The organism is Streptomyces sp. NPDC060198, from assembly GCF_042728415.1.
GTDB lineage: Bacteria > Actinomycetota > Actinomycetes > Streptomycetales > Streptomycetaceae > Streptomyces.
Genome location: NZ_JBHWZJ010000413.1, coordinates 1 through 5716, shown reverse-complemented (window position 1 = coordinate 5716; position 5716 = coordinate 1). Strand labels below are relative to the sequence as shown.

General features: G+C 70.4%; 3 protein-coding genes. 2 read left to right on the top strand and 1 reads right to left on the bottom strand.

The genetic code is table 11. The features are described 5' to 3' along the window. Positions 1-44: 44 nt before the first annotated feature. A complete protein-coding gene (gene bla / locus ACFWEP_RS30565) occupies positions 45-971 on the bottom strand; it encodes a class A beta-lactamase (RefSeq protein ID WP_387374926.1) in 927 nt (308 codons plus the stop codon). A 201-nt stretch (positions 972-1172) separates the two neighbouring features. Between bla and dusB the strand changes: the two genes are divergently transcribed. Further along, positions 1173-2321 (top strand): tRNA dihydrouridine synthase DusB, encoded by a 1149-nt coding sequence (dusB, locus tag ACFWEP_RS30560; RefSeq protein ID WP_387374924.1) that lies wholly within the window; start codon positions 1173-1175, stop codon positions 2319-2321. Between the two features lie 563 nt (positions 2322-2884). After that, entirely contained in the window at positions 2885-5596 is a 2712-nt protein-coding gene (gene ppdK, locus ACFWEP_RS30555; RefSeq protein ID WP_387374922.1) for a pyruvate, phosphate dikinase, read from the top strand. The last annotated feature ends 120 nt before the right edge of the window (positions 5597-5716 follow it).

Genomic DNA, 5716 nt, shown 5'->3' with positions numbered 1-5716 from the left:
GCCGTTGTGGCGATCCGGGCCCCACGGCCGTAGGGCGGTCCGGCTCAGCCGACCGCCGCCGCCAGCACCGCCGCCGCCTTCGCCACCAGCGGGTGGTCGCCGACCGCCGTGGCCTGCGGCTTGGTGGTCAGCACGGTCACCACCACCGGCTCGCCCTCGGCCGTCCAGGCGACCCCCGCGTCGTTGCAGGTGCCGTAGGAGCCGCCGCCGGTCTTGTCGGCGATCGTCCAGTCCTTCGGCAGCCCCGTCCGGAAGCGGGTCGCGCTGGTCCGGCAGTTCAGCAGCCAGCCGGTGAGCCGCTCGCGGTCGCCGGGGGCCAGGGCGTCCCCGACGATCAGCCCGGCGTACGTACGCGAGAGGGCGTACGGGGTGGTGGTGTCCCGCCACTGCCAGGGCTCGGCCGAGTTCAGCTCCGTCTCCCACCGGTCCAGCCGGGTCGTGTCGTCCCCGAGCGACCGGCAGAAGCGGGTGACCTCCGAGGGGCCGCCCAGCTCCCGCAGCAGCAGGTTGCCCGCGGTGTTGTCGCTGTCGCAGATCGCCGCGTCGCAGAGCTCCGCCACGGTCATCCCGGTGGCCAGATGGGCCCGGGTGACGTCGGAGGCTTCGACCAGGTCCGCCTCCGTGTAGTGGACCCGCTTGCCCAGCACCTCGCCGCCGCGGTCGAGATCACGCAGGACGGCCGCCGCCGCGAGCGTCTTGAAGGTCGAGCAGAGCGGGAAGCGTTCCCCGGCCCGGTGCGCCACCGTCGTGCCGGTGGCGAGGTTGCGGGCGTACGCGCCGAGCCGGGCGCCGTGCTCCCGCTCCAGGGCCCGCAGCGCGGCCAGTGCGTCCTCTACCCCTGCCGCGAGGTCCCGGGGCGACCCGGTGGCGTGCGCGGTGCCGGCGGTGAGCAGCGTGCCGGCGCCGACCGCCCCGGCCAGCGTCAGCAGGCTCCGGCGGGACGGGTGCGAGGTGGGGGAGCGGTGGGGCATGAGGGGAACCTCTCGTCGTTCCGTACGTAAGGTCATGCCGCCCGACGCTAACGACCCGCCGCCGGAACATGGTGTTCCGGGTGGGTCGGGCGTGCCGGGCGTGGCGTGTGGGACGCATGGGGGGGGCGGTGGCGGCGGGGCCGCGACCCGGAGGCGTACCGGCCCGGCGGAGGAGTTCCGCGCGTACGGGACAATGGGGGGATGACCACGCTCGCCCCCGCGCCCCAGCAGCTCCGCATCGGCCCGCACACCGTGCAGCCGCCGGTGGTCCTCGCCCCCATGGCCGGTATCACCAACGCGCCGTTCCGCACCCTGTGCCGTGAGTTCTCCGGCGGCCGGGGGCTGTTCGTCAGCGAGATGATCACGACGCGGGCGCTGGTCGAGCGCAACGAGAAGACCATGCAGCTCGTCCACTTCGACGCGAGCGAGACCCCTCGGTCGATCCAGCTCTACGGTGTGGACCCGGTCACGGTCGGCAAGGCCGTCCGCATGATCGTCGACGAGGACCTCGCCGACCACATCGACCTGAACTTCGGCTGCCCGGTCCCCAAGGTGACCCGCAAGGGCGGCGGCTCGGCGCTCCCGTACAAGCGGCCGCTGCTCCGCGCGATCCTGCGCGAGGCCGTGGGGAACGCCGGTGAGCTGCCGGTCACGATCAAGATGCGCAAGGGCATCGACGACGACCACCTCACCTACCTCGACGCCGGCCGGATCGCCGTCGAGGAGGGGGTGGCCGCCGTCGCGCTGCACGGCAGGACCACGGCCCAGCACTACGGCGGTACCGCGGACTGGGAGGCCATCGCCCGCCTCAAGGAGCACGTCCCGGAGATCCCCGTCCTCGGCAACGGCGACATCTGGTCCTCCGAGGACGCCCGCCGGATGATGGCCGAGACCGGCTGCGACGGCGTGGTCGTCGGCCGCGGCTGTCTCGGCCGCCCCTGGCTCTTCGGTGACCTGGTCGGCGCCTTCGACGGTACGAACACCAAGCGCGAGCCGGTCCTGCGCGAGGTCGCCGAGGTGATGGTGCGCCACGCGACCCTGCTGGGCGAGTGGATCGGCGACGAGGCGCGCGGCGTGATCGACTTCCGCAAGCACGTGGCCTGGTACCTCAAGGGCTTCGCCGTGGGCTCGGAGATGCGCAAGAAGCTCGCGATCACCTCCTCCCTCCAGGAGCTGGCCGACCAGCTGAACGAGCTGGACCTCGACCAGCCCTGGCCGGACGGCGCGGACGGCCCGCGCGGACGCACCTCGGGCAACAACCGGGTCGTGCTTCCGGACGGCTGGCTGAAGGACCCGTACGACTGCTCCGGTGTGAGCGCGGACGCCGAGCTGGACACCTCCGGCGGCTGATCGCGGCGCGGTCCGCGGAGGGTACGGAGTGCCTCCGCCGAGCTCTGCTCATATGAGCGCATGAAGGTCGTAGATTGTCGGCCCCGGTTTGCAGCGATGTGCGAGCCGGGGCCTTTTCGGTGCCCCGTGCTCACGATCCGTGTGTGTGAATGGGCGAAGGGTGACGGCGAGGCGTCCGCATGATGGCATTCGAGTGACCTCGGCGACGTGATCCTCGCCACGTCTGAGGATGGTTTAGCTCATATGAGCGCCACGGGAGGGGGTGTCGCGTGACTCAACTTCTCAAATGACGGCACTGCGTGCCAGATGTGCAGACTTTGATCGATCGACGCGATGTGCTGCCGAGAGTGACGGGTGACCGGTTGCTCGTGGCGGAGTGTCACCTTGTGTTCGAGAGGTGAACGCATCGCCCGGAAGGGTGGCAGGGCCTTCTCGCATTCGATCTGCTGGCAGACGGGTGGTTGCGGCCGCACGAGGGAGAAGTGGACACCACCGGACACCTTCGATCTGGGTATGTTCCTCGCCGTCAGGGCACCCACCGCGTCCTCAAGGAGTCGAGACCCGTGTCGGGAAACAACGGTCCAAGGAAGTTCGTCTACGACTTCACCGAGGGCAACAAGGATCTGAAGGACCTGCTCGGTGGGAAAGGTGCGAACCTCGCCGAGATGACCAACCTCGGTCTGCCGGTCCCTCCCGGCTTCACCATCACCACCGAGGCGTGCAAGGTCTACCTCGACAGCGGTGTCGAACCCGCCGAACTCCGTGACGAGGTGAGCTCCCATCTCGCCGCCCTCGAAACGCGGATGGGCAAGACCCTCGGCCAGGCCGACGACCCGCTCCTGGTCTCCGTACGCTCCGGCGCCAAGTTCTCGATGCCCGGCATGATGGACACCGTCCTCAACATCGGCCTCTCCGACGCCTCCGTCGTCGGTCTCGCCGCGCAGGCGGGCGACGAGCGTTTCGCCTGGGACTCGTACCGCCGCCTCATCCAGATGTTCGGCAAGACCGTGCTCGGTGTCGGCGGCGACCTCTTCGAGGACGCGCTGGAGGACGCCAAGCGGGCCAAGAAGGTCGAGGTCGACACGGACCTCGGCGCCGAGGACCTCAAGAAGCTCGTCAAGAACTTCAAGCGGATCGTGAAGACCGAGGCGGGCCGCGACTTCCCGCAGGACGCCCGGGAGCAGATGGATCTGGCCATACACGCCGTCTTCCAGTCGTGGAACACCGACCGGGCCAAGCTCTACCGCCGCCAGGAGCGCATCCCCGGCGACCTCGGCACCGCCGTCAACATCTGTTCGATGGTCTTCGGCAACCTCGGACCCGACTCGGGCACCGGCGTCGCCTTCACCCGCGACCCGGCCAGCGGACACCAGGGCGTCTACGGCGACTACTTGCAGAACGCCCAGGGCGAGGACGTCGTCGCCGGCATCCGCAACACCGTCGCGCTCGCCGAGCTTTCGTCCATCGACCGGACGTCCTACGACCAGTTGATGCAGATCATGGAGACCCTGGAGACCCACTACAGGGACCTCTGCGACATCGAGTTCACCATCGAGCGCGGGCAGTTGTGGATGCTCCAGACCCGCGTCGGCAAGCGCACCGCCGGAGCGGCCTTCCGTATCGCCACCCAACTCGTCGACCAGGGGCTCATCGACGAGGCCGAGGCGCTCCAGCGCGTCACCGGCGCCCAGCTCGCCCAGCTGATGTTCCCCCGCTTCGACGACACCGCGAAGACCAGGCTGCTCGGCCGGGGCATCGCGGCCTCACCGGGTGCCGCCGTCGGCAAGGCCGTCTTCGACTCGTACACCGCGATCAAGTGGTCGCGCTCCGGCGAGAAGGTCATCCTGATCCGCCGCGAGACCAACCCGGACGACCTCGACGGAATGATCGCAGCCGAGGGCATCCTGACCTCGCGCGGCGGCAAGACCTCGCACGCCGCCGTCGTCGCCCGGGGCATGGGCAAGACCTGTGTCTGCGGTGCCGAGGAGATCGAGGTCGACACCAAGCGCCGCCGGCTCACCGTGGGCGACACCGTCGTCGAGGAGGGCGACCTCGTCTCCGTGGACGGCTCCACCGGCAAGGTCTACCTCGGCGAGGTACCCGTCGTACCGTCCCCGGTCGTCGAGTACTTCGAGGGCCGGATGCACGCGGGCGCCGACGACGCCGACGAACTCGTCGCCGCCGTCCACCGGATCATGGCGTACGCCGACCGGATGCGCCGGCTGCGGGTTCGCGCCAACGCCGACAACGCCGAAGACGCCCTGCGCGCCCGCCGCTTCGGCGCCCAGGGCATCGGCCTCTGCCGCACCGAGCACATGTTCCTCGGTGAGCGCCGCGTCCTCGTGGAGAAGCTGGTCCTCGCCGACACGGACGCCGAACGCGAGGCGGCCCTCGCCGAGCTGCTGCCGCTGCAGAAGGCCGACTTCATCGAGCTGTTCGAGTCGATGGACGGACTGCCCGTCACCGTACGGCTGCTCGACCCGCCGCTCCACGAGTTCCTGCCCGACATCACCGAACTCTCGGTGCGCGTCGCGCTCGCGGAGTCCCGCAAGGACGCCAACGAGAACGACCTGCGGCTCCTCCAGGCCGTGCACAAGCTGCACGAGCAGAACCCGATGCTGGGCCTGCGCGGGGTTCGCCTGGGCCTGGTCATCCCCGGTCTCTTCGCCATGCAGGTCCGTGCCATCACCGAGGCCGCCGCGCACCGGAAGAACGCCAAGGGAGACCCGCGCGCCGAGATCATGATCCCGCTCGTCGGCACGGTCCAGGAGCTGGAGATCGTCCGCGAGGAGGCGGACCAGGTCATCGCCGAGGTCCAGGCGGCCACCGGGACCGACCTCAAGCTCACCATCGGCACCATGATCGAGCTGCCCCGCGCCGCACTGACCGCCGGTCAGATCGCCGAGGCCGCGCAGTTCTTCTCCTTCGGCACCAACGACCTCACCCAGACGGTGTGGGGCTTCTCCCGCGACGACGTGGAGGCGTCCTTCTTCACCGCCTACCTGGAGAAGGGCATCTTCGGGGTCTCCCCGTTCGAGACCATCGACCAGGACGGCGTCGGCGCCCTGGTGCGCAGCGCCGTCGAGGCCGGCCGCGCCACCCGCCCCGACCTCAAGCTCGGCGTCTGCGGTGAGCACGGCGGCGACCCGGAGTCGGTGCACTTCTTCCACGAGGTGGGCCTCGACTACGTCTCCTGCTCGCCGTTCCGCATTCCGGTCGCCCGGCTGGAGGCGGGCAGGGCAGCCGCAGCCCCGAAGGGGAGCGACAGCCGCTGACGAGCCCCTTCCGGCTTCCCGGCCACCGACTTCCGGAGCCGCCACCACCGGGCCACCCCGACCCTCGCCCCGGCCCGGGCGGCGCCTCCGGAACCGGAGCGGCGGCACCCTGTGCGGGGG